The sequence below is a fragment of the Cytobacillus sp. BC1816 genome, assembly GCF_051353635.1.
GTDB lineage: Bacteria > Bacillota > Bacilli > Bacillales > Cytobacillaceae > Cytobacillus > Cytobacillus oceanisediminis_C.
This window is the reverse complement of the sequence record NZ_CP195611.1, coordinates 2436587-2463267: the sequence shown is the minus strand read 5'-3', so window position 1 is coordinate 2463267 and position 26681 is coordinate 2436587. Positions and strand designations below refer to the sequence as shown.

Annotated in this window: 28 protein-coding genes; 19 read left to right on the top strand and 9 right to left on the bottom strand. The window is 40.9% G+C overall.

Translation table 11 applies throughout. The features are described 5' to 3' along the window. Positions 1–30: 30 nt before the first annotated feature. From ACR42H_RS12650 to ACR42H_RS12615, 8 genes are all read left to right on the top strand, one after another. The gene (locus ACR42H_RS12650) at positions 31–1515 is read left to right on the top strand and encodes a helix-turn-helix domain-containing protein (RefSeq protein WP_436376548.1); all 1485 of its coding nucleotides are present in this window, start codon (positions 31–33) and stop codon (positions 1513–1515) included. 172 nt (positions 1516–1687) lie between these two features. Next, on the top strand, positions 1688–3349 hold the full coding sequence (gene hutU / locus ACR42H_RS12645) for a urocanate hydratase (protein ID WP_436376546.1): 1662 nt from the start codon (positions 1688–1690) through the stop codon (positions 3347–3349). 221 nt (positions 3350–3570) lie between these two features. Further along, positions 3571–4857 carry an imidazolonepropionase gene (gene hutI, locus ACR42H_RS12640; RefSeq protein WP_436376544.1) on the top strand — a complete coding sequence of 429 codons (1287 nt, stop codon included), beginning with the start codon at positions 3571–3573 and terminating at the stop codon, positions 4855–4857. Beyond that, a complete protein-coding gene (locus ACR42H_RS12635) occupies positions 4842–5822 on the top strand; it encodes an agmatinase family protein (RefSeq protein ID WP_436376542.1) in 981 nt (326 codons plus the stop codon). The genes hutI and ACR42H_RS12635 overlap by 16 nt, the downstream gene beginning before the upstream one ends. A 46-nt stretch (positions 5823–5868) precedes the next feature. Beyond that, positions 5869–7212 (top strand): YjiH family protein, encoded by a 1344-nt coding sequence (locus ACR42H_RS12630; RefSeq protein WP_436376540.1) that lies wholly within the window; start codon positions 5869–5871, stop codon positions 7210–7212. A gap of 102 nt (positions 7213–7314) precedes the next feature. Continuing rightward, a complete protein-coding gene (locus tag ACR42H_RS12625) occupies positions 7315–8505 on the top strand; it encodes a DHH family phosphoesterase (RefSeq protein ID WP_113880918.1) in 1191 nt (396 codons plus the stop codon). A gap of 99 nt (positions 8506–8604) precedes the next feature. Then, positions 8605–9561 (top strand): hypothetical protein, encoded by a 957-nt coding sequence (locus tag ACR42H_RS12620; protein WP_436376538.1) that lies wholly within the window; start codon positions 8605–8607, stop codon positions 9559–9561. Positions 9562–9777: 216 nt separating this feature from the next. After that, positions 9778–10950 (top strand): D-alanyl-D-alanine carboxypeptidase family protein, encoded by a 1173-nt coding sequence (locus ACR42H_RS12615; protein ID WP_436376536.1) that lies wholly within the window; start codon positions 9778–9780, stop codon positions 10948–10950. A gap of 69 nt (positions 10951–11019) precedes the next feature. Here the strand turns inward: ACR42H_RS12615 and ACR42H_RS12610 are convergent, their stop codons facing one another. Continuing rightward, a complete protein-coding gene (locus ACR42H_RS12610; RefSeq protein ID WP_048011629.1) occupies positions 11020–11265 on the bottom strand; it encodes a YkuS family protein in 246 nt (81 codons plus the stop codon). Between the two features lie 104 nt (positions 11266–11369). Between ACR42H_RS12610 and ACR42H_RS12605 the strand changes: the two genes are divergently transcribed. Next, a complete protein-coding gene (locus ACR42H_RS12605) occupies positions 11370–11507 on the top strand; it encodes a YuzL family protein (protein WP_019379858.1) in 138 nt (45 codons plus the stop codon). A gap of 42 nt (positions 11508–11549) precedes the next feature. Here ACR42H_RS12605 and ACR42H_RS12600 read toward each other — a convergent pair whose 3' ends face one another. Then, positions 11550–13169: an ABC-F family ATP-binding cassette domain-containing protein gene (locus tag ACR42H_RS12600; RefSeq protein ID WP_436376533.1), complete on the bottom strand. Its 1620-nt coding sequence runs from the start codon at positions 13167–13169 to the stop codon at positions 11550–11552. A 180-nt stretch (positions 13170–13349) separates the two neighbouring features. Here ACR42H_RS12600 and ACR42H_RS12595 point away from each other — a divergent pair, with 180 nt between their 5' ends. From ACR42H_RS12595 to ACR42H_RS12580, 4 genes are all read left to right on the top strand, one after another. Continuing rightward, positions 13350–13796, top strand: a complete 447-nt coding sequence (locus tag ACR42H_RS12595; RefSeq protein WP_436376531.1) for an FAS1-like dehydratase domain-containing protein — start codon at positions 13350–13352, stop codon at positions 13794–13796. Beyond that, positions 13796–14179 (top strand): MaoC/PaaZ C-terminal domain-containing protein, encoded by a 384-nt coding sequence (locus ACR42H_RS12590; RefSeq protein ID WP_113880913.1) that lies wholly within the window; start codon positions 13796–13798, stop codon positions 14177–14179. Before ACR42H_RS12595 ends, ACR42H_RS12590 begins: the two co-directional genes overlap by 1 nt. A 30-nt stretch (positions 14180–14209) precedes the next feature. Beyond that, the gene (locus ACR42H_RS12585) at positions 14210–16567 is read left to right on the top strand and encodes a penicillin acylase family protein (RefSeq protein ID WP_436376914.1); all 2358 of its coding nucleotides are present in this window, start codon (positions 14210–14212) and stop codon (positions 16565–16567) included. 103 nt (positions 16568–16670) lie between these two features. Beyond that, positions 16671–16805 carry a hypothetical protein gene (locus tag ACR42H_RS12580; RefSeq protein ID WP_256816508.1) on the top strand — a complete coding sequence of 45 codons (135 nt, stop codon included), beginning with the start codon at positions 16671–16673 and terminating at the stop codon, positions 16803–16805. A 39-nt stretch (positions 16806–16844) separates the two neighbouring features. Here ACR42H_RS12580 and ACR42H_RS12575 read toward each other — a convergent pair whose 3' ends face one another. Then, positions 16845–17444: an SCO family protein gene (locus ACR42H_RS12575; RefSeq protein ID WP_113880911.1), complete on the bottom strand. Its 600-nt coding sequence runs from the start codon at positions 17442–17444 to the stop codon at positions 16845–16847. A gap of 214 nt (positions 17445–17658) precedes the next feature. Here ACR42H_RS12575 and ACR42H_RS12570 point away from each other — a divergent pair, with 214 nt between their 5' ends. Beyond that, on the top strand, positions 17659–19254 hold the full coding sequence (locus ACR42H_RS12570) for an acetolactate synthase large subunit (RefSeq protein ID WP_436376528.1): 1596 nt from the start codon (positions 17659–17661) through the stop codon (positions 19252–19254). A gap of 374 nt (positions 19255–19628) precedes the next feature. Here ACR42H_RS12570 and ACR42H_RS12565 read toward each other — a convergent pair whose 3' ends face one another. Continuing rightward, the gene (locus tag ACR42H_RS12565; RefSeq protein ID WP_113880909.1) at positions 19629–21113 is read right to left on the bottom strand and encodes an aldehyde dehydrogenase family protein; all 1485 of its coding nucleotides are present in this window, start codon (positions 21111–21113) and stop codon (positions 19629–19631) included. A gap of 219 nt (positions 21114–21332) precedes the next feature. Beyond that, positions 21333–22550, bottom strand: a complete 1218-nt coding sequence (locus ACR42H_RS12560) for a NupC/NupG family nucleoside CNT transporter (protein WP_436376525.1) — start codon at positions 22548–22550, stop codon at positions 21333–21335. Positions 22551–22922: 372 nt separating this feature from the next. Here ACR42H_RS12560 and ACR42H_RS12555 point away from each other — a divergent pair, with 372 nt between their 5' ends. From ACR42H_RS12555 to ACR42H_RS12545, 3 genes are all read left to right on the top strand, one after another. Then, entirely contained in the window at positions 22923–23024 is a 102-nt protein-coding gene (locus tag ACR42H_RS12555) for a YjcZ family sporulation protein (RefSeq protein WP_019379865.1), read from the top strand. A 146-nt stretch (positions 23025–23170) separates the two neighbouring features. Then, positions 23171–23380, top strand: a complete 210-nt coding sequence (locus ACR42H_RS12550) for a YozQ family protein (protein WP_113880907.1) — start codon at positions 23171–23173, stop codon at positions 23378–23380. Between the two features lie 23 nt (positions 23381–23403). Continuing rightward, on the top strand, positions 23404–23565 hold the full coding sequence (locus ACR42H_RS12545) for a hypothetical protein (RefSeq protein ID WP_009334581.1): 162 nt from the start codon (positions 23404–23406) through the stop codon (positions 23563–23565). A 137-nt stretch (positions 23566–23702) separates the two neighbouring features. Here ACR42H_RS12545 and ACR42H_RS12540 read toward each other — a convergent pair whose 3' ends face one another. Then, complete coding sequence (locus ACR42H_RS12540) at positions 23703–24761, bottom strand: sulfite oxidase (RefSeq protein WP_436376522.1); 1059 nt, start codon at positions 24759–24761, stop codon at positions 23703–23705. 130 nt (positions 24762–24891) lie between these two features. On the opposite strand from ACR42H_RS12540, the gene ACR42H_RS12535 reads away from it, so the two are divergent. Beyond that, positions 24892–25641, top strand: a complete 750-nt coding sequence (locus tag ACR42H_RS12535) for a YqjF family protein (RefSeq protein ID WP_436376520.1) — start codon at positions 24892–24894, stop codon at positions 25639–25641. Positions 25642–25686: 45 nt separating this feature from the next. Here the strand turns inward: ACR42H_RS12535 and ACR42H_RS12530 are convergent, their stop codons facing one another. Further along, complete coding sequence (locus tag ACR42H_RS12530) at positions 25687–25824, bottom strand: hypothetical protein (protein ID WP_436376518.1); 138 nt, start codon at positions 25822–25824, stop codon at positions 25687–25689. Between the two features lie 90 nt (positions 25825–25914). Here ACR42H_RS12530 and ACR42H_RS12525 point away from each other — a divergent pair, with 90 nt between their 5' ends. Further along, entirely contained in the window at positions 25915–26097 is a 183-nt protein-coding gene (locus tag ACR42H_RS12525) for a cold-inducible protein YdjO-related protein (protein ID WP_026041562.1), read from the top strand. Positions 26098–26152: 55 nt separating this feature from the next. Here ACR42H_RS12525 and ACR42H_RS12520 read toward each other — a convergent pair whose 3' ends face one another. Both ACR42H_RS12520 and ACR42H_RS12515 read right to left on the bottom strand, forming a co-directional pair. Further along, complete coding sequence (locus tag ACR42H_RS12520) at positions 26153–26395, bottom strand: transcriptional regulator SplA domain-containing protein (protein ID WP_113880905.1); 243 nt, start codon at positions 26393–26395, stop codon at positions 26153–26155. 17 nt (positions 26396–26412) lie between these two features. Continuing rightward, positions 26413–26601: a hypothetical protein gene (locus tag ACR42H_RS12515; protein WP_113880904.1), complete on the bottom strand. Its 189-nt coding sequence runs from the start codon at positions 26599–26601 to the stop codon at positions 26413–26415. Positions 26602–26681 lie beyond the last annotated feature (80 nt).

Genomic DNA, 26681 nt, shown 5'->3' with positions numbered 1-26681 from the left:
CATAATAGAATTAAAAAAGGATGTGGCAGCATGTACAAAGTACTTGTGGCCAATCGGGATGAGTACGATACGAAAGGCATAGAGTGGCTTCTTAAATCTTCTATGAACGCATGGCAGGTAGAGTCTGCCCAAAATGAATCAGGACTTATTAAGAAGCTTGAAACTTTTCAGCCAGACCTATTGATTTTTGAACTTGATCTGATAAATGAAGAAAGTTATGATTCATTTTTAAAAACCACTCAGATCATAGGGCCGGATTTGATTGCCTTAACAATGGAAGCGACCTTCTCACAAGCAAAAAGAGCAATCGACATGGGTGTATCCGATTTAATACTTAAGCCGATTTCAGCAGATATTTTATTGAAATCAGCGCGAAAGATTCATAGGCGCAATCAGATGATTAGTCGGACTGCTGAACAAAACTTCAGTAAAGAAGCGGAAAAAGACTTCAATTACCAGGATTTATTTATAGAAGAATCTGATTCGGCTCAACCTCTTGTATCTATCGGAATTAAGACCAAAAACCCGCTGGAGCTTCCTGAGCTTTTTAAATTTCTTGAAAGCTTTACTTTCCAAAAAGCAGTTCACTATTTTATTTTGAGTGATATGATTTTGATTATTGCAGAAAAATCTGATGTGGCCTGGAAAGAGGAGAGCCTCAGGTTTATGAGAGACTGGCAGGAAACGTCAGCAGAACAAATTGCCATCAGCATTTATACGGGTAAGGAGGACAGCGGAACCGTCAGAAGCCACTATCTTGCCAACAGGAAACTGATGGAGGTAACGTTTTACAGGGGATTTAATCAGGTAATTGAGGACAGCTCATTGCCTAAATGGCTATCAATTGATCCATTCTTAACCCCTGAGGAACAGAGCAGGTGGATTGATTTCCTGAATCAGTCTGATTTAGAAGCGCTGAAGTCATGGTTTTACGAGGAGTTTCTTATTTTGGCAGACCCTTATCCGGAACCGGGACTCATCAGAATTCGGCTGACCAGTATTCTTGCGCAAATTCGCAGGCATATGAAGACTTTCCGGCTGGCAGACGGTGAGATGGAGAAAGAATATCTTCGTTTATTCCAGACTATCCTTTATTCCCCTTTGATCTACCGGGTCATTAACGAAATGATTAGCTTCATTTCCTATATTTTTGAAACCATACGCTCTGATAAAAAGCTGAAGCTGGAACCTACTGACCGAGTCCTATTCTTTATAGAGACGAATTACTGGGACCCTAAGGTTACTCTTGAAAGGGCAGCTGAATATGCAGACCGAAACCCGAATTATATCAGCTCCATGCTCGCAAAAAAATGCGGCAAGTCGTTCCGGGAGCTGCTTAATGAAACGAGGATTAGGCAATCTGCCAAGCTTTTGATCGAATCAGAAATAAGCATTAAGGAAATCGCGTCTGTCTGCGGTTTTCGCAATCAGCAATATTTCAATAAAGTTTTCAGTAAGATTAAAGGAATGCCGCCAAATCAATTTAGAAAGAGCATGCATAAAACCTCCGTGTAACCGGGGGTTTATTTTTTTACTCTAATTATAAAAATACTTATATTTATATAAAATTTACAGAAAAACACTATTAAAATCTAATAAAATTATAAAAAATCAAACGTAATTATTATACTTTTCAGATAGTTATTATTATAAAATCTAAATATGAGATAACATTGGAGGGATAACAATGAAAGCGGAAACAAAAAGAGAAATAAAAAACTATCAAGGCAGTGAGCTTCATGCTAAAGGCTGGATTCAGGAAGCAGCACTCCGCATGCTTATGAATAACTTAGATAAAGAAGTTGCAGAAATCCCTGAAGAGCTGGTTGTTTACGGCGGGATTGGGAAGGCAGCACGAAATTGGGACTGCTATGACGCAATTGTCAAAACATTGCTTGAATTAGAAGACGATGAAACACTTCTTGTTCAATCAGGAAAGCCGGTTGCGGTCTTTAAATCACATAAAGATGCACCGAAGGTATTGATCGCCAACTCGAATCTTGTGCCAGCCTGGGCAAATTGGGATACCTTCCATGAGCTTGATAAGAAAGGCCTGATGATGTATGGCCAAATGACAGCTGGAAGCTGGATTTACATCGGCAGTCAGGGAATCGTACAAGGTACCTACGAAACATTTGCCGAGCTTGGCAGACAGCACTTCTCCGGCTCACTGAAACAGACCATTACTTTAACCGCAGGCCTTGGCGGAATGGGGGGCGCTCAGCCGCTTGCTGTAACAATGAATGATGGTGTCTGCATTGCTATTGATGTAGATGAACACCGCATTGACCGCAGACTTGAAACCAAATATCTGGATACAAAAGTTTATTCAATTGAAGAGGCTATTAAATTAGCAGCTGAGGCAAAACATGAAGGCCGCCCGCTTTCTATCGGTCTTTTAGGCAATGCAGCTGAAATTCTGCCAAAAATGCTGGAAATGAACTTCATCCCTGATGTCCTGACTGACCAGACTTCTGCACATGATCCTTTAAATGGCTATGTTCCGATCGGCTATTCTTTAGAAAAAGCAGCTGTTCTGCGAGAGGAAAATGCTGCTGAATATGTTCAGAAATCAAAGGCCAGCATGGCTGTCCATGTTCAGGCTATGCTGGACATGCAAAAGAAAGGTGCAGTCACATTTGATTACGGAAACAATATCCGTCAGGTGGCAAAAGATGAAGGTGTTGAGAAGGCTTTTGATTTCCCTGGATTCGTGCCTGCCTACATCCGGCCGCAATTCTGTGAAGGAAAGGGACCTTTCCGCTGGGTAGCACTATCAGGAGATCCTGAAGATATCTATAAAACAGATGAAGTGATTCTGCGCGAATTTGCTGATAATGAACACCTTTGCAAATGGATCAAGATGGCACAGGAGAAAATTCAATTCCAGGGACTGCCTTCAAGAATTTGCTGGCTTGGATATGGGGAGCGCGCCAAATTTGGAAAAATAATTAATGACATGGTGGCAAAAGGTGAATTGAAAGCACCGATTGTTATCGGCCGCGACCATCTCGATTCTGGTTCCGTTGCATCACCAAACCGTGAGACAGAAAGCATGAAGGACGGCAGCGATGCAGTGGCAGACTGGCCGATCCTGAATGCACTGATCAATGCGGTCGGCGGTGCGAGCTGGGTATCCGTCCACCATGGAGGCGGCGTAGGAATGGGCTACTCACTTCATGCAGGAATGGTTATCGTGGCAGACGGCACAAAGGAAGCAGAACAGCGCCTTGAACGGGTACTTACATCTGATCCGGGCATGGGAATTGTGCGCCATGTTGATGCAGGCTATGATCTTGCTATCAAAACTGCAAAAGAAAAAGGCGTAAACATTCCGATGATGAAATAAAGATTTTCTATTGTATTTTATGAACTTTGCAAATAATGGCGGAAAACAAGCAAAGAAAACACCAAATCAGCAAAAAACCAAGCCAATTTGCAAAGAAGCCAGTTTAATTCTGCAAAAAAACTCTTAAACTGGCAAATAACCTTTTATATTTTTTAATAGGAAGCACTCCAATTCATGATTATTATGGATTGGAACTTCCATTTTTTAAGGAGGAGCACATTATGCACTCAAAACCTATTTTTATCAAACATGCAAATCAAATGATTACATTAAAGGGCAGCTCCGTACAGCCGCTGACAAAAGAAAAAATGAGCGAACTTCACATCATAGAAGACGGGGCGGTATGGATTGAAGAAGACATTATCAAATCAGCAGGTACAACAGCGGAACTTGAAGCTGACTATAAAAGCCGGCTTCATGATGCTGAAATCATTGATGCCTCAGGGAAAATTCTCCTTCCAGGACTTGTTGACCCGCATACACATCTAGTTTATGCAGGCAGCAGGGAAGAGGAATTCAATATGCGTCTGAACGGGGCGACGTATATGGAAATTATGAACAATGGCGGCGGAATTCACGCCACCACTTCAATGACCAGAAAAGCATCTGAAGAGGAATTGGTAGAAGCGAGCCTTGTCCGTCTTGATCGCTTTCTTAAACACGGTGTAACCACAATAGAGGCAAAAAGCGGATATGGCCTGGATTGGGAAACGGAGCGCAAGCAGCTGACTGCAGCCCGGAAAGCGGACGAACTGCATCCGGTGGATGTTGTTCGCACCTTTATGGGTGCACATGCGGTTCCCGCAGAATACAAAGAGAATCCAGACGCTTTTGTTGATTTGGTCATTGAAGAAATGCTTCCGATAGTAGCAGAAGAAAAGCTTGCTGAATTCAACGATATTTTCTGTGAAAGGGGCGTATTCACTCCAGAACAGTCCAGAAAGCTGCTCGAAGCAGGGAAGAAGCTTGGCCTGATTCCGAAAATCCATGCTGATGAGATCGAACCATATGAGGGGGCGGAACTTGCCGCTGAAGTCGGTGCTATCTCTGCAGATCATTTGCTTAGAGCATCTGATAAAGGAATGGAGATGATGGCTGAAAAGGGAGTAATAGGTGTGCTTCTTCCAGGCACAGCTTTCTTCTTGATGGCTGAAGCCGCCAGGGGCCGCCGGATGATCGATAAAGGTGTGCCGGTTGCTTTATCAACGGATTGCAACCCCGGCTCTTCGCCAACCTGCTCCATGCCTTTTATGATGAATCTTGCTTGTATGCACATGGGTTTAACACCGGCAGAAGCCATTACTGCCGCTACAATTAATGCAGCACATGCCATCAATCGGGCAAAAGAAGTGGGGAGTATTGAAGCCGGGAAAAAGGCTGATCTGCTTCTGCTCAATGTTCCAAACTACATGCAAATGCAATATCACTACGGAATGAACCATACAGACACAGTGATTAAAAATGGGAAAGTGGTCGTTAAAGGAGGAAGCTTATGCTGCCAACAATAAATCCTCCCGGGTTCTTTTGGCCGCAAGCCGAATTAGGAACTGACATAAAGGTGAGTGAATGGATTCGTCAAATCCAAAGGGAAGAGGATCTGAAAAAAGAAAAATGGGATGTCGTGCTATTCGGTGTCCCCCTTTCCCGCTCATCCATAAGCGCATCAGGAGCATCTGAATTCCCTGAATCATTCAGGAGATCCTGGAAAGGCTTTTCCACGTACAATCTGGATTTTGAAAGTGATCTTCAAAAGATGAAGGTTGCAGATCTTGGCGATGTAAAAATGCATTTCACGGATATTCCGCAATGCCATTCCAATATTAAACAGACAATGAAAGATGTAAGAAAACAATTTCCTCATTCATTTCCAATTGCGATTGGGGGAGACCACTCCATTACAGCCATGCTCGTCAGCGGCCTGAAAGAACTGGAGCCAGAAAAAGAAATCGGCATACTCCAGCTGGATACTCACCTTGATCTCAGAAGCCTTGAAGACCACGGGCCGACTAATGGGACACCAATCCGCAACCTGATACAGAACAGCATGATTAAAGGGGAAAATGTCTATAATATTGGCCTTCATGGCTTTTTTAACAGCCAGTCACTTATCAGGTATGCAAAAGAGCACAAACTCAATTATATTACGCTTAAAGAAGCCAGGAGACGGGGAATTGAAGAAACGGTTCAAGAAGCACTTTTGCAGCTGGAGTCAAAAGTGGATAAAATTTATGTCACGATTGACATGGACGTACTTGATATCGGCTTTGCTCCTGGGGTTCCTGCATCCACACCAGGCGGCATGAGCACAGAAGAATTATTCAATGCGGTATATGCGGCAGGACTTTCTTCCAAAACGGCAGCCATGGATATAGTTTGCCTCGATCCAACAAGAGATCACAAGGCACAGCCAACGGTAAAAGCAGGTACGTACACTTTTCTGACCTTTTTGACAGCATTAATGAACAGAAGGTAAGGGGCTGACTTTGCTCCTTACCTCTAAATTACTAGGGGGAATGAGAATGGAAAAAGAAACTGCAGTGAATCAATCTCACCAGCTTGAGCTCAAGAATCCAAATGCAGCTTTGAAAAATAAGGTTAAATTTTTTCTTTTCAGCGCAATTGGCATATTTATGTTTTTTGTTCCTGTCACCGTTAATGAGAAATCCTCCATCATGCTTGACCATATTGTCACAGCCATTCAGACTTCCATACCTGCAGCTGTCCCTTATTATGCCTTACTCATCATCATGCTTGGCGCCATTTATCCTTTCTATACAAAATCCTGGAACAAGAACAAAGTAAATATTGTATTCTCCATTTTTAAAGTGATTGGGTTATTTGTCGCCATAATGATCGTCTCCGGCTATGGCCCTGACTGGCTATTCAACCCGAGTATGGGACCGTTTTTGTTTGACAAACTCGTCGTGCCAGTCGGGCTGCTTGTTCCAATCGGCTCCGTTTTTCTGGCACTGCTGGTTGGATATGGCCTCCTTGAATTTTTCGGTGTCATAATGCAGCCGATTATGAAGCCGATCTGGAAGACACCCGGGAAATCTGCAATCGATGCGGTGGCATCCTTTGTAGGAAGCTATTCAATCGGGCTGCTCATTACAAACAGGGTATTCAAAGAAGGGAAATACAGTATTAAGGAAGCCGCCATTATTGCTACCGGATTCTCAACCGTCTCCGCAACTTTTATGATTGTTGTTGCCAAAACACTTGGATTGATGGAAATCTGGAACACATATTTTTGGACGACCTTTGCTGTAACCTTCATCGTAACGGCTATTACAGTAAGAATCTGGCCTCTTAGATCAATGAGCGAAGAATATTACAATGGACAGCAGCCTCCAATGGAAAGCTTTTCAGGGAGCCGTCTGCAGGAAGCCTGGAAAGAAGCGATGGATACAGCCGCACAGTCCCCGGTTTTATGGAAAAACATCAGAGATAATTTAAAAGATGGGATTGTCATGACGATGTCCATTTTGCCATCCATTATGTCTGTAGGCTTATTAGGATTGGTTCTAGCAGAATTCACTCCTGTTTTCGACTGGCTTGGATATATCTTTTATCCATTTACTGCTCTGGTGCAGCTGCCTGAGCCATTATTAGCAGCAAAAGCAAGTGCAGTGGGGATAGCTGAAATGTTTTTGCCGGCATTGCTTGCAGCAGAGGCAGCACTGGCCACTAAATTTGTTATCGGAGTCGTTTCAGTATCAGCTATCATATTCTTTTCTGCACTTGTCCCGTGTATTTTATCAACAGAGATCCCGATCACCATTCCGCAGCTGCTGGTCATCTGGGCAGAAAGAACCATTTTAACGATACTGATTGCTGCGCCTCTGGCCTATATATTGCTTTAACCGGAAAATCCCCGTTGATTGCAGCGGGGATTTTCCGCATAGAATTTTCCTGCACATCCAAACTAGTAGAGGAATGAGTCTAAGAATAGCAGGTGATTGAAATTGTACAGGCTGTATACACATAATGACCTTGATGGCGTCGGATGCGGCATCATTGCAAAGATTGCTTTTGGAAAAGATGTCGAGGTACGCTATAACTCTGTAATGGGACTTGATCATCAGATTGAAAAATTGTTCGAAAATGAAAAAAATTTGAAGGATGACTTTTTAATTATCACGGATTTATCTGTTAATGATGAAAACTTGATTAGGCTTGATGATCTGGAAAAAAGCGGCGGCAAAGTCAGATTAATTGACCATCACAAAACAGCCCTGCACTTTAATGATTACAGCTGGGGCAGAGTGAAGGTTCAATATGATGATGGCAGGCTCACCGCTGCAACCTCTTTGCTGTATGAGTATCTCCTGGAACATAAACTGATTAAATCATCCCTGGCTCTGGACGAATTCGTAGAACTTGTCCGCCAGTATGATACTTGGGAATGGGATCAAAATGAGAATATTAAAGCAAAGAATCTGAATGATCTATTCTTTATGGTTTCCATTGAAGAATTCGAAGAAAAAATGACGGAAAGAATTATAAACTCAGACCATTTCGAATTTGATGATTTTGAACAAAAATTACTGGAAATGGAAGAGGAAAAGATTGAGCGTTATGTTAGACGGAAGAAGCGGGAAATTGTCCAAACTTTCATTGGTGAATTTTGTGCTGGCATCGTCCATGCTGAATCCTATCATTCTGAATTAGGTAATGAACTTGGCAAAGATTTTCCCCATTTGGATTATATCGCTATCTTAAACCTGGGGGGCAAAAAAATCAGTTTCAGGACCATTCATGACCACGTTGATGTATCTGCCGTCGCCGGAAAGTTTGGAGGAGGAGGACATGCAAAAGCCTCAGGCTGTTCCATGGGAAAAGATGCTTATAAACTATTCGTTCAGGATATTTTTCCTCTGGATCCCATGAGGCAGGATGCATTCAGGAACAAATACAATAATAAAAGTTCTATGCAGGGATCACTTTACGAAAATAAGAAAGGAGACAAATTTTTTATTTTTGCTGCAGGCGAGAACGATTGGATTCTGGAAATGAACGGAAAGCCAATCCGCGAACCCTATCAGAACTTTCAGCAGGCAGAAAATTTTATTAAAAGAAAATACCAGGCATGGCTTGTTCATGATGATATTTATGTAGAATTTTTAAAGCGTTTTTATATAAAGACAAAAAATTAGCAATGCCGCCTTATTAGGCGGTTTTTTTTTCAAACCCACCCTGCTAAATATTGTAAATTTCATATATAATTGAAACATATATAGATTGGGGGAGGTTCTATGGAAATATTTTTGTTTATTTTTGGTGTGATTTTCGCTGCCATATTCATTAAAGTTCTAATTACTGGTTCAAAAAGAGATCCCTTTATTAAAGATGAGCCACTTCCTGAACATCTGGGAATGCAGTCAGACGACTATCTTCCACTGATTCAAAAATTAGAAAAATTTTTGCCTGAAGGGTACAGGGAGAATATAAAAAATCGTGTACTGAGAGAGCACCCGAAATGGAAAGACTACGCATATGATTGGACATTTTTTGAGCTGAAAAGATATTTTGTGATGAATGCCATACTGAAAACAGTGCCTATGTTCAGCAGTAAAGCGGATGAAATATGGCATGAAATGCTCATGTTTACCCGTGATTATGATCAGTTTTCAAAAAACTTCTTTGGGGAATACCTGCACCATTCCCCAAATATGGACAGCAACCCCATCCCAGGGGAAAGGGCTTTTTTTGACTGGGTGTACTTAAGTCTTTTTGAAGCAGGCCATAATAGCAGAAGAATTTGGGGAAGGTTTTTGCAAAATCCGATTAAAAAGGAAATACTTGAGGATTTCAGAAGCATGAATGAGACTGAACTGTTAAATAAGTATTTCAGGGCAGGAACTGATTGGCTTGAATTGAAAAAGAGAATGATAGAAAAACTGAAGCATGAAATATCTGAATCAGAATCAATGAAGCTTGGGAAAAAGCCGCTTGAATTTTCGGAGCCCGCATCTGTAAGCCAGTATTCCTCACTGTTGTTTCCAGCCGTGTATTTTTCGGTTTATGACCCAGATGGGTTCGAGGACCATATGAATGAACTTCTTCCCCCGGAACTCGCAAAAGACAGTGCTGCAGGAATGGTTTACTGCACCGGGTTCTCTTGCAGCAGCCATGGTGATCATGATTCCGGAGGTGGACATGATTCAGGCGGCTCCAGCTGTTCGAGCTGTGGAGGAGGATGCTCCAGATAAAAAGCAGTCCAATTGGATTGCTTTTTTGTTTTTCAAAATTTTAAGTTCTTGCGGTTTTGGAAAAGATAGAAACAGGGCATTACCTTTCATTATCATTCTTCACAAAATACGGCATTAAATTTTCAATTATGTAACAATTTATAAATATCATATAAGCATGCTTGAATTGTCTGGTACAATCAGTAATGATTATCGGTTTGAATTGGATGTGTATTCATGAAGAAATTGCTTGCTTTCATCCTGCTTTTATTCAGTTTTCCGACTGCATATGCAGCAGCTGAAAAAACAAAAGACCCTGAAATTATCAGTGAAGCCGCAATCGTAACAGATTCTGAATCAGGTGCAGTTCTGTATGCAAAAAATGCGGATAAAAAGATGTACCCTGCCAGTTTGACAAAAATAGCAACAGCCATATATGCCATTGAAAATGGAGACTTAAAGGACATAGCAACTATAAGCAAGAAAGCATCAGAGGTTGAAGGAACACGAGTTTATTTGGAGGAAGGAGAAAAAGTGCCTTTAATAAAACTCATACAGGGAATGCTGATTAATTCAGGAAATGATGCCGCCTGGAGCATTGCTGAGCATCTGGACGGCAATACGAAAGCATTCTCTGAGAATCTTAATCGCTATCTGGAAGAGAGTGCAGGATTAAAAAATACTCACTTTGTTAATCCTCATGGTTTGTATGATGAAAACCACTATACAACGGCAGGGGACCTTGCAAAATTAACTAATTACGCCCTGAAAAATGAGACCTTTAGGGAAATCTATGGAACAAAGGAAATGAAGTGGGCAGGAAAGTCATGGGACACCACCATCTTTACTCATCACAGGATGCTTAAAGGTGAGGTTCCATTCAAAGGAGTGACAGGGGGAAAAACCGGTTTCGTTGATGAAGCGAAGCAGACCCTCGCCACTTCTGCCGAAAACGATTCAATAAAGTTAACGGCCATTGTATTAAAAGCTGAATTTAAGCGGGATATTTATAATGATACAAAAAACCTTTTGAACTATGGGTTCAGCAACTTTGAAACTTCTACACTGAGCAGCACTGACGTTTTTCCTTCCGATGGAAAAACCTATACAACTGGCGGTGAAAATGTAGCCATAACATTACCAAAAGGAATCTACGAAGAAGACATTACAGCAAAAGGAAAGCTGCAGATTAAGAATGAAAACGGAAGGATCATTCAATCTGTTAAGCTTCTGGAAGACAAACAAGATGAAGTGGCTTCCAGCCAGCTGAAAACAGATAAGGAGCCTGAGAAAGAGACAACTGGATACTATGGCAGAGTCGGGTTAACGATATTTTTATTTGGGATCTTTATGCTAATATTGAGGAAAAATCTAAAGGAAAAAGCCAGAAGAAGAAGAAGACGGGTTTAATGTTTAATGCCCGTCTATTTTTTTTTGAAAAAAGACTAAAGAATTTCTCTTTAGTCTTTGGACAGTCTTTTATTGCATTCTTTGCTCCACCTGACGGCATACCTCATCCGCAGATAGGCCGCTTGCTTCAATGACAGAAGCCTTTGTAGAAACATCCTGCATACCCATCACATTTGAATCAACACCGCTCACTACACAGCAGGAGCAGTTCTCAGCATCATGCGCCGACTTCATATCAACCACTTCATATCCTTTTTGGCGAAGCGCTTCCGAAACATTTGTTAAGGATTGTTCAACCGCTACTCTTTTCGTCAATGTTAACACCTCCTCCGTTTGTTAGATTGGCTTTTGTTCTCCATTTTTATTCCATGGATAAAAATAGCCTTAACACGAAACAGTAAGAAAGGAGGTGTTTAATAATGAGCAAACGCAAAAAAGACCCTTCAAAGGCTGGACTAAGTTCCCCAAACATCGAAGGGCAAGGTACAACCAATATGGAAACGGGCAGCAGGACGGCTTCTTCTGCACGACATAAAAAGAAAAAACAAGATTTTTAACAAAACTAAAAGCAGGAGGTTATTTCCTCCTGCTTTTACTGTCTACTGATACATTTCAGCAACTTGTTTTTGAATGGATGAATCTTCTAAATACTCATCATATGTCATTTGCTTATCGACGATGCCAGCCGGTGTAATTTCAATAATTCGGTTGGCAATGGTTTGAATGAACTGATGGTCATGTGATGCAAAGACCAAAGACCCTTTGAAATTAATAAGCCCATTGTTCAATGCTGTAATGGATTCCAAATCAAGGTGGTTGGTTGGCTCATCCAGCATAAGTACATTTGCACCGCTCAGCATCATTTTGGAAAGCATGCAGCGGACTTTTTCTCCACCTGAGAGAACGCTTGCTTTCTTTAGAACTTCCTCACCAGAGAATAGCATTCTTCCAAGGAAACCTCTCAGGAAACTTTCACTGTCATCAGCGGGTGAGAATTGGCGCAGCCAGTCCACAAGATTCAAATCAGAGTTTTCGAAGAACTCCGAGTTATCTTTCGGAAAGTAGGATTGAGATGTTGTAACACCCCACTTATACGTTCCCTCATCCGGCTCCATTTCACCAGTCAATATTTTAAATAATGTAGTCTTCGCCAATTCGTTTGTGCCAACTAACGCAATTTTATCATCTTTGTTCATAATAAAGCTGACATTATTCAGAACTTTAACGCCATCTATTGTTTTGCTGATGCCGTCTACCCTTAGCAAATCATTCCCGATTTCACGGTCAGGGGAAAATCCGACATACGGATATTTTCTGGAGGACGGTTTAATGTCATCCAAAGAAATCTTGTCAAGAAGCTTTTTGCGTGAAGTTGCCTGCTTGGATTTTGATGCGTTTGCACTAAAGCGGGCAATAAAGCTTTGCAGTTCCTTGATTTTTTCTTCCTTTTTCTTATTAGCATCCTGAGCCATTCTTTGGGCAAGCTGGCTCGACTCATACCAGAAGTCATAGTTCCCAACGTAAATCTGAATTTTACCAAAGTCAAGGTCGGCAATATGAGTACATACTTTGTTTAAAAAGTGACGGTCATGGGATACAACAATAACAGTATTTTCAAAGTTGATCAGGAATTCTTCAAGCCATTGAATGGCTTTGATATCCAAGTGGTTGGTCGGCTCATCCAGCAAAAGAACATCCGGCTTGCCGAAAAGGGCTTGCGCAAGAAGAACTTTCACTTTTTCGGAACCAGAAAGGTCAGCCATTTTTTTGTCATGAAGTTCTTCTTCGATGCCCAGCCCCTTCAGCAAAATAGCTGCTTCAGATTCTGCTTCCCATCCGTTCAGTTCTGCAAATTCACCTTCAAGTTCAGCAGCCTTCATGCCATCTTCATCAGTGAAATCGGCCTTCATATAAATCGCATCTTTTTCCTGCATCACTTCATACAGGCGGGCATGTCCCATGATGACTACTTTTAATGCTTCAACCTCTTCGTATTCAAAATGATTCTGTTTCAGGACAGCAAGACGCTCGCCTGGACCTAAATGAACACTTCCCGATTGTGCCTCGATTTCACCGGATAAAATCTTTAGAAAAGTTGATTTACCGGCACCATTTGCTCCAATCAAACCATAGCAATTGCCAGGTGTAAATTTAATATTAACATCTTCGAATAGTTTGCGGTCGCCGTACCGAAGACCTACATTACTGACAGTTATCATATTATTTTTATTCCTCCAAATACATAATCCTTAAAAGTATACCACTTTTAGCACGTAATCGCGAATTCTTCATAATACAATCTGCCGGCTTCATAAAAGTTAAGAAAATTAAAAGGAAGCGGCAGGTAAAAGTCGAATACATAAAGATTATAAACATAATGAGAGGAAGTGCTTTTTGTAATGGAATCTCTTTTAAAAGAAGATGTAAAACTAAAACCTTTCAGCTTCACAATTGAGAGGGGAAAAATCAGGGAATTTGCTATGGCAATCGGAGACAGGAATCCTATTTATTATGATGCGGACATTGCGAGAAAAGAGGGGTACCGGGACATCCCCATTCCGCCCACATTTCCGACGGCCATAGAGATGTGGGGAGGATTGGATTTCGAAACCCTAATAAGCCTATTCGGCCTTGACCCCCTTAAGGTTCTTCACGGAGGTCAGGAATATCGCTATTTAGGGGAATTATGTGCTGGCGATACAATAACTGCCGGTCCTCAGTTAATCTCAGCATTTGAAAAGAGGAATCTCCGTTTTATCACTATAGGAATTCATTACAAAAACAGTGAAGGAATCAAGGTTCTATATTCGGAATCTACCATTATCGAAAGAAGGGGAACAGAATAATGAGCGATTTAACAGCAATTCACAAACCCGAAATCACACATACACAGCTGGTCAAATATGCAGGAGCATCCGGTGATTTTAATCCAATTCATACAGTAGTACCGGTTGGGGAAAAAGCGGGATTGGACGGTGTGATCGCCCATGGGATGCTCATTATGGGAATGGCAGGCGAAGCACTGGCTGATTGGTTTCCGAGAAAAAACCTGAGAAAGTTCAAAGTGCGCTTCAGCAAAATGACGCGTCCTGGCGAGAAACTGACAATAGAAGGAAAAGTGACAGGGGAGAGAATGGAAGAAGATGAGAAGAGACTGACAGGAGAAGTTTCAGTTAAAAATGAAGCTGGTCAATTAAAGCTCTCCGGACAGTTCGAAGTAAAAATATAATATAAAGGAAGGATTTCTATGGGAGGTCATATTGGAGTCCAGCTCAAGCCAAAATCAAAGTGGAAGAAATACTCACTATGGAGCTTTGCAATCCTATTAGTGTTATTGGCTGCGGCATTTTTCGTTATGTTTGGTTATTTATCGCGCTCAATCCCTAAAACAGAAGGAGAGGTCAAAATTGGATCCATAACTGCGGATGTTAGGGTAAATCGCGACGGCAATGGCATTCCCCACATACTTGCGGATAATGAACGAGACCTCTTTATTGCACAGGGATATGTGCAAGCTCAGGATCGCCTTTTTCAAATGGATTTAAGCAGGCGGCAGGCATCTGGGAGATTAAGTGAAGTGATCGGGGAAGGAGCCGTTGAAAATGATAAATACTTTAGGACACTTGGGCTGAGAAGGGCTGCAGAAGCATCCTATGAAGCCTACTCCCCGGAAGCAAAGCAGATTTTAGGCTGGTTTGCAGAAGGAGTAAATCTATATATTAAAGAGGTCAAAGAAAATGGAAAATGGCCGCCTGAATTTTCCATACTTGGCTATAAGCCTGAAGAATGGACTCCCGTGGATTCACTTACTATAGGCAAATATATGGCATATGATCTTGGAGGACACTGGGAAAGCCAGGCATTCCGCTATTATCTCCTTCAGCATTTTCCGGAAGAAAAAGCGTATGAATTATTCCCCTCATATCCGGAAGAAGCCCCATACATAATAGGAAAACACGACTTAAATATTGAAGAAAGCTTTGCAAATGCAATCACTCCACCGGAATTTAACGGAAGCAATAACTGGGTTGCAGCCGGCAGCAAAACGGCATCCGGAAAGCCAATTCTTGCAGATGATCCGCATTTATCACTCAGCACACCTTCCATATGGTATCAGATGCATTTGCAATCCCCGGAAATGAACGTCAGCGGAGTCATTTTTGCAGGTATTCCGGGCATTATTCTCGGTCACAATGAGAACATTGCATGGGGAGTAACCAATACAGGACCAGATGTCCAGGATTTGTATATTGAAAAAAGGAATCCTTCCAATAAAAATGAGTTTCTATTCAATGGAAAATGGGAAAAGGCAGAAGTAATTGAAGAACCAATTAAGGTAAAAGACAAGGAGACAATTAGCTATCAAGTAACGATTACACGCCACGGACCTGTAATTTCGGAATTTGCTGCAGACAGCGGCAAAGATACCGTTCTTTCTTTGCAATGGACTGCCCTTGAACCTTCAAAAGAACTGGAAGCCATTCTAAAAATGAATAAATCATCGGACTGGAATCAATTTGAAGAAGCATTGGAGTTATTTCATACACCCGCACAGAACTTTGTATTTGCCTCGCCAGATGGAACAATAGCCTATAAAGCAAACGGGAAAATCCCCATCAGAAAGAAAGGAGACGGATTACTGCCAGTACCTGGCTGGTCGGATGAATACGGCTGGGAGGGCTATATACCTTATGATCATCTGCCAAAAGCGATTAATCCAAAAGAAGGATACATCTCAACTGCAAACAATAAGGTTATGGATGACAGCTATCCTTACCATATAAGTCATGATTGGGCACAGCCCTATAGGCAAATGCGCATTCAGGAGTTCCTGAAAAGCAAGAATGATCTTACAGCAGAAGACATGATGACCCTGCAGATGGATCAGAAGAACCTGCAGGCAGAGGAATTTATACCCGTTTTCCTGTCTGAAATTAGAAAGCCAACTTCCAATCTTGAAAAGGAAGCTTTATCTGCCTTGAGTAAATGGGATTATAACGACAGTAAGGATGGAGCAGCCCCTCTCATTTTCAATCTTTGGATGAAAAACATTTCCGATGTTCTTTTTGAGGATGAGATATCAGCAGAAATGAGGAAGCTTTTTAAAGGGCAAAAGCAGGCAGTGGATGAATTATTGAGAAATGCAGCAAAAGGCAGGGAAAGCCGCTGGATAGAAGAAAAGGGGGGACTGGAGGAAGTCCTTTCTCGATCATTGAGTTCAGCAGTAAAGAAAGCTGCAGAACTTCAAGGAAATAATCTGTCTGAATGGAAATGGGGAGACTATCACCAATTAGCCTTTTCCCATCCGCTTTCAAGTGTAAAACCTTTAAACTTCTTGTTTAATAGAGAAGGGCAGATTCCTGTTGGCGGAAGTTCAGTCACTGTTCAGGCCGCAGCTAATAAAGAAGATGGTACAGTAAATCATGGGGGCTCGTGGAGATTTGTGGTGGATACGCAAAACATGAATACTGCCTATCATCTTGTTGGACCGGGACAATCCGGACATCCTCTAAGCCCATGGTATCATGACCAGATGAGCAGCTGGGCAGAAGGGAACTATCATAAGACAGCTCTCAATGAAGAGAGGACCAAGCATACACTTTTATTAAAACCTTAAAAATGCTTCCAAAAATCATAAAATGTTTCTTTTTGTTCATAGTTTTTTCATATTTTTCATGTAAAATATTAATCATACAGGCAGGGAAAAAGGAGTTTTTCAAATGGCTAAAAAGCAGCTGGTTGATTTGGTAAACAGATTAAAAAAATCCGGTATTAAAGTAAGCTTTTCAAAGCCAAGATCAAAAACTTTAATACTCATTAACCAAAACAAAAATTTATCTTCTTCTGCGAATTAGGTTAAAAAAAGTGGCGGATCCAGAATCCGCCACTTTTTATTATATTTGCTTCATAATCTTATTGAAAACATCATTCTTATCAAAGTCTTCTCCCATGGGGAACTTCTTAATAAACTTGTTATTCTCGTCAAGCAAATAGACAAAGGTGCTATGAACGTAAAAACCATCACCGGGATCACGGTATTGAAATTGAAACGTGTTAGCTAGATCCTGAATTTCAGACTGATCTTTTTTCAGTTTATCAGGCTCTGCAGTAAGAAAGACCCAATTGCCATCATTTTCGATTTCAAAGGTATTTCTATATTTTCGAAGGACCTCTGCGGTGTCTCTATAGGGGTCGATCGTTACAGTAATGAATTGCACCTTCTCCCCAAAAACACCTTCCTTGCTAAGATCACCTTTCAGCAGATTCATCCTTTGTGTAGTAGTCGGACAAATATCCGGACAGTGCGTATAAATAAATTCAACAAGCTTCAGTTTTTTATCCGACTCTGCAAAGTCATATACCTTCTCATCATCTGTTAAAAGTGTAATATGATCAGGTATCTTGGCAGTCATATCACGAATAATAAAAAAAGAAATGCCGGCTGCTATGCCTAATATTACGATAATAGCGGATATAATATAAACTTTTTTCATTATTTCCCCTCCCAATATAAGGATAAATAATATCCATCAAAAATCCTATGGATAATCTGTGAACTTATTCTTAATACAGGGGAAATTAAAGTGAAGCAATAAGAAAAGCATCCGATTTACGTCATGCTTACAACCTTTCCTCCTAAGATCGAAAGGTTATTTTAATAAATGAAGGAGAAAAATAGGAAAAAGCTAGTTTGAAAAGGGGAGTCGTATGAAAGCAACCGATTTACTTGTTCAATGCTTAGAAAATGAGGGCGTAGAGTATATTTTTGGTATTGTGGGGAAGGAAACCCTTGATCTGATTGATTCATTGTCAAAATCGAAACAAATTCAGTTTGTAAATGTTCGTCATGAACAAGGAGCAGCTTTTATGGCGGATGTTTACAGCAGATTATCAAAAAAGGCTGGTGTGTGCACAGCGACATTAGGACCTGGTGCCACAAACCTTTTGACTGGAATTTCGAGTGCAAATTTGGACCATTCTTCAGTTGTAGCCATAACAGGACAAGCTGGCTTTAATAGGCAGCACCAGGAATCCCATCAATATTTGGATATAGTCAAAATATTTGAACCTGTAACAAAGTGGAGTGTTCAAATAAAAGATTCAAGTACCATTCCAATGATCATTCGCAAGGCCTTTAGATTAGCTAAAATGGAAAAACCTGGTGCTGTTTTAATTGAATTTCCAGAGAATCTTTCTTCACAGATGATTTCTAATCACACATTATCTGTGACACCTATTCCAAGAAGTACACCAAGTTCACAAGCTTTAGAGAGTGCATGTACTATATTAGGTCAATACCAGAAACCACTTGTCATAGCAGGCAACGGTATAATAAGACAAGAAGCTGTTTCGGAACTCATCACATTTGTGGAGAAGCTAAAATCACCTGTTATCCATAGTTTTATGGCGAAAGGGGTGTTACCTAAAGACAATCCCCTTAATTTTTATACATTTGGATTTAATGAAAAGGATGAAGTTTTACCAATCATAGAGGAAGCTGATTTGTTAATCGTCGTAGGGTATGATTTTGTTGAAAAGCCTCCTAAGGATTGGAATAAAAAGCAGCGTCCTATTTTACATATTGATCCTATTCCAGCCGAAATGGATGAACACTATCCTTTAAAGGGAGAATTGGTAGGTGATTTAAATCAGACCTTACAGGCACTTAATCAACTGGAACTTCCATTTAAACCATGGGTTCCGATGGGGAATTTAAGAGAAAGGGTTAAATTGGCTTACCAAATCGATACAGATTCAAAAAAAGATCAATCATTGACGATAGAAAATGTCTTAAAGGTGATTGAAACAATCACACCAGAAAACACCATCATCATTTCTGATGTAGGTGCCCACAAGGTATCCATTGCCCGCACCTACCAACCAAATCAAGCCGGTCGACTCATTATATCAAATGGCTTAGCCTCAATGGGGATTGCCTTGCCAGGTTCCATTGGTGCCAAAATAGCTTGTCCAGATGCTCCGGTTATTTGTATCACCGGAGACGGAGGGGCTTTAATGAATATATCTGAATTAGAAACGGCTCAACGATTAGGCCTATCGTTTATCATCATTGTTTTAAATAATGCAGCATTAAAATTAGAGGAACAAATGATGCAGGAAAAATTCAATAGCAGCTTTGGAACTGCTTTTGGCAACCCTGACTTTGTGCAATTAGCCAACAGTTTTGGAGTAAAAGGTGTAAGACCTCATCAATTGAATGAATTTGAACAGACATTAAAGGAAGCTTTGAAGCTGGCCGATGAAATGACCTTGATAGATGTTCAGATGGGGGATGAGAGATAAAATTGTCAAAAGAGACAAGCGGACGTCAGTCCCCTTAAATAGAATCTAAATAATTATAAATCAAGGAACAAATGCGAAAATATTACCACAGTACCATGGTTATTCCAAGGTCGTTCTTTACCTTTTTGGGAGGATTGCTTGGAATGTGGAGGCGACTTCCCAGGGACGACAGGCATAAGACGTGCCCTGTAAGAAGGTGTTCTTTCCTTCTGGAAGGGATTTACTTATGACCCCGAGTCCCTAGGAGCCGCAACTAGACAAGCTTGTGACCTCGAGCGGGCAGGCGCTGAAGCTAGACAGGGCTCAGAAATCCAAGATAGAATTTCTGATAAATAAAAAAGGAACCCCGCAAGGTTCCTTTTTTGGTTCGGCTATTACTTCATTGAAATCCAAACACTCTTAACTTCTGTATAGTTATCCAGAGCGTATGATCCCATTTCACGGCCGATTCCGGATTGCTTGTAGCCGCCAAATGGAGATGCTGCGTCAAATGCGTTGTAGCAGTTCACCCAAACTGTACCTGCACGGAGTTTGTTGGCCACATAGTGTGCATTTGCCACATCCCGAGTCCAAACACCCGCAGCTAAACCATATTCACTGTTATTAGCCCGGTTAATTAATTCGTCTAAGTCATCATAAGGCATGGCCGAAATAACAGGTCCGAATATTTCTTCCTTTGCAATCGTCATTTCATCACGAACATCAGCAAAAATAGTAGGGGAGACGAAGTAACCTTGCTCTTGCGGCTTTTCGCCTCCTGCTACAAGCTGGGCACCTTCGCTCAGTCCTTTTTCAATGTAACCAAGAACGCGGTTTTGCTGCTCAGCAGAAACAAGCGGGCCAATTTCTGTGTCAGCATGAATGCCGGCACCTTGTTTAATTTTTTTGGCATGTGAAGCCATATCAGCTACAACATTATCAAACTGCTTTTTTTGTATGAAAACACGGGAGCCGGCACAGCACACCTGACCCTGGTTGAACATAACACCGTTCAGAGCTCCTGGAATAGCTTTTGATAAATCAGCGTCTGGCAGAATGATATTTGGAGACTTACCGCCAAGCTCAAGCGTTACGCGCTTTAACGTTTTTGAAGCATTCGACATAATCAGTTTGCCTACTTCAGTAGAACCAGTAAACGCAATTTTATCTACTAATGGATGATCGACAAGCGGCTGGCCAGCTGTTTCTCCGAAACCTGGAACAATATTGACAACCCCTGGAGGGAAGCCGGCTTCATCCATCAGCTCAGCAAGATATAATGCAGAAAGAGGTGTTTGCTCCGCTGGCTTAAGTACAACCGTACATCCTGTTGCAAGAGCAGCACCCAGCTTCCACATTGCCATAAGAAGAGGGAAGTTCCAAGGGATGATTTGGCCCACCACACCAACTGCCTCATGGCGAGTATAGTTGAAGAATGGCCCGCTGACAGGAATAGTCTGGCCGACAATCTTTGTAGACCAGCCTGCATAGTATCGCATATGTTCAACAGCCAGAGGAATATCGGCATTAGTTGTTTCACGGATTGGCTTACCATTATCCAATGTCTCAAGCTGTGCTAATTCTTCACTGTTTTCTTCCATAAGATCAGCAAGCTTATACATCAGGCGGCTGCGCTTAGAGGCGCTCATTTTTGACCATTTGCCTTCATCAAAAGCCTTTCGGGCTGCTTTTACTGCCAGATCAATATCTTCTGCACCGGCTTCGAAAACAGAAGCAAGAACTTCTCCTGTAGCCGGGTTATACGTATCAAACGTTTTCTGTGATTTGCTTTCAACAAATTCACCATTGATATATAATTTTTTCTTTCCGCTTAAAAACTTTTCCACCTTTTCTTTTAAACCTGCAGTTAGCTGACTCATATAATTCCTCCTTAAAATAGTAGTCTATGTATTTCCATGGTGCAAAACTTTTAGAAGAATACTTATGGTAACGCTTACAATCATACTTTAACATTAACAAAAATATAAAATCAACTCTGAATTAAAATAATTTTCAGATAATATTCGACAATTCTCGCCTGTTCCCGAATTTACATCAAAAAAAAGCATACCGGATTAATCCAGTATGCTATAAAACTATTAAATTAACATTCCTGCAATTGCTGCACTTAAAAGAGAAGCAAGTGCTCCAGCTATTACAGCTCGAATCCCAAGCTTGGCTATATCGTTCCTGCGTTCAGGAGCAAGGTTGCCCAGTCCGCCCAGGAGAATGGCCATTGAGGAAATGTTGGCAAATCCGCAAAGCGCGAAACTTACTACTGCAACAGTCTTTGGAGACAGGCTGCTGATTTCTGGAGCGAAAGCTGAATAAGCAACAAATTCATTCAATACAAGCTTTTGGCCAATATATCCGCCAGCCTGTACAGCTTCAGCCCAAGGAACACCTACTGCAAATGCAAGAGGGGCAAAAACAAAACCAAGAATGGTTTCCAGTGTAAGATTTTCAAATCCGAAAAGCCCGCCTGCAAATCCGATAATTCCATTGATAAGAGCGACCAGAGCGATAAAAGCAAGAAGCATAGCACCGATGTTTAATGCAAGCTGAAGTCCGACACTTGCACCGCGTGCCGCAGCGTCTACCACATTTACAGAATCAGTATCTTTTTCAATAGTTATGTCGTCTGTTGTCTCTGATACTTCTGTTTCAGGTATCATAATTTTAGCGAGGACAAGACCGGCAGGTGCAGCCATGAAGCTTGCAGCAAGCAAGTATTCCAATGGTACCCCAAGAAGGGAGTATCCTATAAGAACTGAACCGGCTACTGATGCAAGGCCTCCGGTCATAACAGCAAACAGTTCAGATTTCGTCATTTTGTTCAGGAAAGGGCGGACAATTAATGGAGCTTCCGTTTGTCCGACAAAAATATTGGCTGCTGCAGACATGGACTCTGCCTTGCTTGTTCCAAGCAGCTTGGACAAACCTCCGCCAATGACCTTTATAATTATTTGCATAATCCCGGTATAATAAAGAACAGAGATAAGGGAAGAAAAGAAGATAACTGTAGTCAGCACTTGGAAGGCAAATACCATTCCTACTCCTGAACCTTCCTGGAACAAGCCTCCGAATAAAAAATTTATTCCTTCATTGGCAAATCCGACAATATTATTTACTGCAAATGTCATTTTTTCTAATACTTTTTTTCCAAGTTCCCATTTGAGAACTGCAAAGGCAAATACAAACTGGATAGCCAGCCCGCCTAAAATTGTACGGAGATTGATTGCCTTTCGATTTGATGAAAGGAGTAAAGCAATCCCCAATACAGCAGCAACTCCTAATAAACCCCATATAAAACTCATGTTGACACCTCATTTGTTGAATTTAGAATAATGAAAACGTTTTTACGAAACGCCAAAAATATAGACCTCTCATCAAAGAGGTTTGTGAATAGACGTCAGACATCTAACTTGATTACATGTCCATTTTACCATGAATCCGTTTGCAGTAAAGAGTTTTTTTCCTGCCAATTAAAATTTGTTGAATAATCTCCTATTTTTATTCACATTTTAAATGAGTTAATCTCTTCCAAGGGGGCAATAACTGAAAAACATCTTATACAGCCAGCTTATAATAAATGAATCTTTGATTTTATTTTCATCCCGCCTTATAATTGCCCATTCGGGACAAACATCATTTTCATACACTGTCACTAGATGTCAGGAGGTGTTGGAATGGGTGCAGGCGCAGGGTATGGCGGCGGTTTTGCTTTAATCGTTGTCCTGTTTATACTTCTAATCATTGTTGGTGCTGCTTTCGTTGGCGGAGGCTACTAATTATCTAAAAAAATGACAGCGCAAAAAATCTGCCCGTGTTTGGGCAGATTTTTTGTTTTTGCCCTTCCTGTTTGAAATGGAACAGTATGATAATGAGTAAAATGTCCAAAATAAAGATAGTTCTAAATTAGAAGGAGGGATTCCATATGAATAAAAAAGACAAAAATGAGGGAACAGATATTGCAGGCAGATATTATGAGACTGAAGATTATAAGAGGAATGATCAGCTTTCATCAGGCCTGGCGACAACACATGAACAAGTGAGTGACGCATATATGGAAGGACAGGCGGATGCAGTAATTGAAGACGTTGTCGGTGTGGATATTTCCATTCCGCGCAAAGGGTATGATGAATAACACAATAGTAAGGAGGCAATTCAATGGCACCAAAAGATGCTCAAGATGATCTGGGCCAGTATAAAATGCCAGAAGTTCTCAGAAAAAAGAGGACTTCATCCTATCGGGTGGGATACCAGGCTACAACAGGCAACCAGACACCTGGTGAACCTGAAGCAGGTAAGAGAACAGATCAAGAAAATTAAAATCTGTTCATGCATGGATTGCTGATTTAGATTGCAGTGGTGATAAAATCTATAATGAAAAAGAGAGGATGTTTTGGACATCTTCTCTTTTGTTTATGAGTAAATAAGGAAAATAGGAACATTGCACATGAAAAGTGTTATTCCACTTGAATTTTTATTTTTTGCACAGCATTATATCCATATCCTTTTCTGTTCCAGTAAGGCTTTATTGGCTGCATATTGCCCTCTGAATCACTGGCCCTCACAAGAATGGTATGCTCACCCTTGTATGCCTCCCAATCAAAATGCCACTTTACCCAGGAAAATTTTTCGTTTTCCCTGTATTTAAGCGTGGCCTTCCTCCATGTATCCCCATGATCAATGCTAATTGCCACCTCATTAATTGTTCCCGTGCCAGTCCAGGCAATTCCTCTAATAGTCTGAAGTCCTTCTTGAATAATGGAATAATTCAAAGGCTCCTGGATTGTGCTATTAACATTTATGGCTGTAACAGGCTTTTTATCCAGATCGCTGTCTTTAAAAGGATAATAAACATAATCTTTTGTTTGAAAAGGACCATTAAATTCATGTCGAATAATAAAAATATTCATAAGCCATTTGACGGAGGACATTGCATACCATTGAGGCACGATTAGCCTGAATGGATACCCATGCTTATAAGGTATGGGCTTGCCGTTATACTCATAAGCTACAATCGTATCTTCGTGGAGTGCCTTTTCAATTGGCAGGCTTCTGGCAAAGTAAAAGGATTCATTCAAATCTTTTCGTTCACCAAAATCCATTCCGGCAAACACAGCTTCTTTACTTCCATCCAAAAGTCCGGCTTGATCCAGCAGTTCCTTTAAAGGCACCCCTTTCCATTTCCCCTGACTGACTGCTCCTTCTTCCCATTGCTCACCAAAAACCTTTGGTTTAAATTTGGCTCTGTTATTGCCAGCGCACTCCAGAGGGACCAGAATGGTTTTGGAAGGAAAGCGGGAAAGTTCACTTAAAGATATTTCCACCGGTTTATTCACGTTGCCGCTAATGGACAAAAATAAATTCTGAGGGTTTATTAGCGGGTAGGAAAAATGGTTTCTTAAATAAAAATAATCCTGCGGTGTTTTCCAGTGCTTCAAAAAATGAATGGGAGACTCCTGATTTTCAGGAGACAGACTTAGCGTTTTCAGATAAGGTGCAGAAAACTGACTATTCATGAACCATCACCTCCATTCATAAATACAGTGTAATGCCCAAGGTTAGAACTATTCATTTATGCCAGCTAAGTTTAATACCGGTATTAGGAGGAATAATCATTTATATAACATGTGGAAGGGCGGTAAGGGAATGAAAGAAGAATTGAAGATAACAGGACACAGGCCTTTTCCGCTGCCTGATAAACCCTGGGTTATGGAACAAATATGGAATGATGTATTATTTGCTCATTGGCCAGTGCCTGCGGAAATAATGGAAAAACACATCCCCTCAAAGTTAACATTAGATACATACAACGGTACAGCATGGGTTGGAGCAGTACCTTTCTGGATCAGTAAAATGAGGGTGCGCGGCTTGCCGACATTGCCAATTATGAAATCAATGAATGAATTGAATGTAAGGACTTATGTGGAATATGCGGGCATTAAAGGCGTATATTTTTTTAGTCTGGATGCAGACAACTTTTTAGCCGTAACAGGAGCCAGAATGCTGTATTTCCTTCCGTATATGAATGCCAAAATGCAAGTCAGTAAGTCTGAAGGACAAATTAATTATGAAAGCAGGCGAACACAAAGTCCTTCAGAGAACGGCCAATTCAAAGCAGATTATAAGCCAATATCAAGCCCATTCAATTCAAAACCCGGAACACTTGATGAATGGCTGACTGAAAGGTATTGCTTATGGGTAACAAAAGGTGAAAAGGTTTATCGCGGGGATATCCATCATACAAAATGGCAGCTGCATGAAGCTTCTTGCACGATACATCAAAACACTTTAGCTTCATTTTTGCCCCGAAAGCACTTTAAAGGTGAACCGATAGTACACTACTCTCCGGAAAAACATGCTTATTTCTGGCCTTTAATAAAGGTTTCTTCACCATAACAACTAAAGATTGATCCTACTAATGAAAGGAACATATTCACTGCTTCATTTTTTATAGTAAATTTCTGCGAGCCGTTTTTTTGCTTCGTTATATGATAGCCCGGATTGACTGTTCAGCCTTTTTACTTCATCAATATCCGTTCCTGCTATAGTAAGGTTTCTCTTTTTCTGCCGGCGGTCCATTGCATCACCTCCTATTCAAAATTTGTTCAAAACATTTTCTATAATTTTCCCCTTTCTTGTCCATACTAAGAAAAAAAGGGGGCGTTTCCTATTTTTTTCAATAAAAAAGGCCAAGATGACAAGCCGGAAGTTGTAATGCTGGACACAGAGGTGTATTCCTGCAATAGCTGCAATGGCTGGATGAGAAAAGATTTTGCCTCTTCAGATTTAAAATGCCCATTATGCGGTGATGAAACAACTGCCGAAATGAGGGAATTGCCGCAAATTTTGTGATAATTAATTTTTGAAAGACTGTTGTCACAAGATAACAGTCTTTCTTATTAATGATTTAAAAGTCTCCATACAATTCTTGAAAGGCCTGTTCTGCATCATGTTCAGATGAAAACAAAGCATCGTCTTCTTCTATTAAATGGAAGGATTCATTAAGGAAGAGGGCCACTGCATTAGGGTCTTTAGGATGCGGTACAATTTCTGCCGGCCTTACGTTTGCAACACTTGGAGTATGAGGGTTATGATAAATAACAAAAACCTCATCACCTGATTTCACTTTTTTAGGATCGATTGTCTCCATTCCATTCACTCCTTTAATTATAGGTTTTCGTTTTGCTGTCCAATTTCTTTAGCACCTATAATAGCATTTGCCGTTTCCTGCTGTTCATGTTCATCAACTGAATCCCCAGCTGCATGTTTTAAATTTGGAGATTTGCCACCCGTTTCAATGGTGACCATCTCTTCTTTTGGTGCATATGTCAGGTACTTTTCATCGTTTTCTTTCATTATAAAACTCCTTCTGATTTAGATATTGGACACCTTTCTTTAAAGTTTTCTCTCCGCATTGGTCTTATATTCAACCATAT